General features: G+C 65.2%; 1 protein-coding gene. It reads right to left on the bottom strand.

What is annotated here, in order from left to right; all coding sequences use genetic code 11:
- Nucleotides 1–899: IS256 family transposase (locus ACIRON_RS30825; protein WP_402999244.1), on the bottom strand; the 899-nt coding region annotated here is incomplete at its 3' end.
- Nucleotides 900–1037 lie beyond the last annotated feature (138 nt).

Here is a 1037-nt window from a genome sequence, read left to right as displayed (position 1 = left end):
GTGGGACTGGTGTAGACGACCTTGAGCTCGGCCGCGACCTGCTTCCAGTCTCGACGTTGGGTATAGCGCAGGCTGTTGCGGATCAGATGAACCACACACGTCTGCACCTCGGCATCGGGCCAGGTCGTCCGGATCGCGTCGGGGAGCCCTTTGAGTCCGTCGCAGCACACAATGCACACGTCCGCGACGCCACGGTTACGCAGGTCCGAGAGCATGTTCATCCACTGCTTCGCGCCCTCGCCGCCGGTAGGTCCGATCCACATCCCGAGCACGTCGCGGAAGCCGTCGAGGTTGATCCCGACCGCGACATAGACCGGCCGGTTCCCGACCGTGCCTTCACGGATCTTGAGGTGGATCGCGTCGATGAGGACCACCGGATAGACGCGTTCGAGTGGCCGCGTCTTCCACGCCTGCAAGTCAGCGGTCACAGCGTCGGTGACCCGGGATACCAGGCCACGGGAAATCTCGGTGTCGTAGACCTCGGCCAGATGGTTGGCGATGTCCCCGGTGGTCATCCCCTTCGCGTACAGGCTGATCACCGCCTCATCGAACCCCGACAGACGTTTCTGCCGCTTGGCCACGATCGCCGGCTCGAATGACCCCTCCCGATCCCGCGGGACCTGGACGGTGACCTCACCCACCTCGGTCCGCAGCGTCTTCGGATACGACCCGTTACGCACGTTCACTGCCCGTGCCTGCCGATCCATGTCGGGACCGCCTTGGCCTGCTGGATCGCCAGCGCGCTCGTACCGATCCCGGCCGAGATGATCGGCCATCTCCGCTTCGAGCGCCGACTGCAACACCTTCTGCGTCAGCGCGGTCAACAGCCCCTCGTTCCCGGTCAGCTGGACCCCATGACCCCGAGCCGACTCCACCAGTTCCTCAGCCAGCCGGGTCATGTCCAACCCGTCCAGCCCAGCCGACCCAGCGGCCTCAGGCGAAACTTCCTCCGTCATAAGCGTGATCGTCCTTCCGCCCCGACCTCACGCCGGGACACCACGCCAGACCTCCAAGAACACAATCCACGCGACAGACCC

The organism is Nocardioides sp. NPDC101246 (genome assembly GCF_044767415.1).
In the GTDB taxonomy this organism is placed as follows: Bacteria; Actinomycetota; Actinomycetes; order Propionibacteriales; family Nocardioidaceae; genus Nocardioides.
Note: the sequence above shows the minus strand (reverse complement) of the source record. Positions and strands in the feature narration are given on the sequence as shown.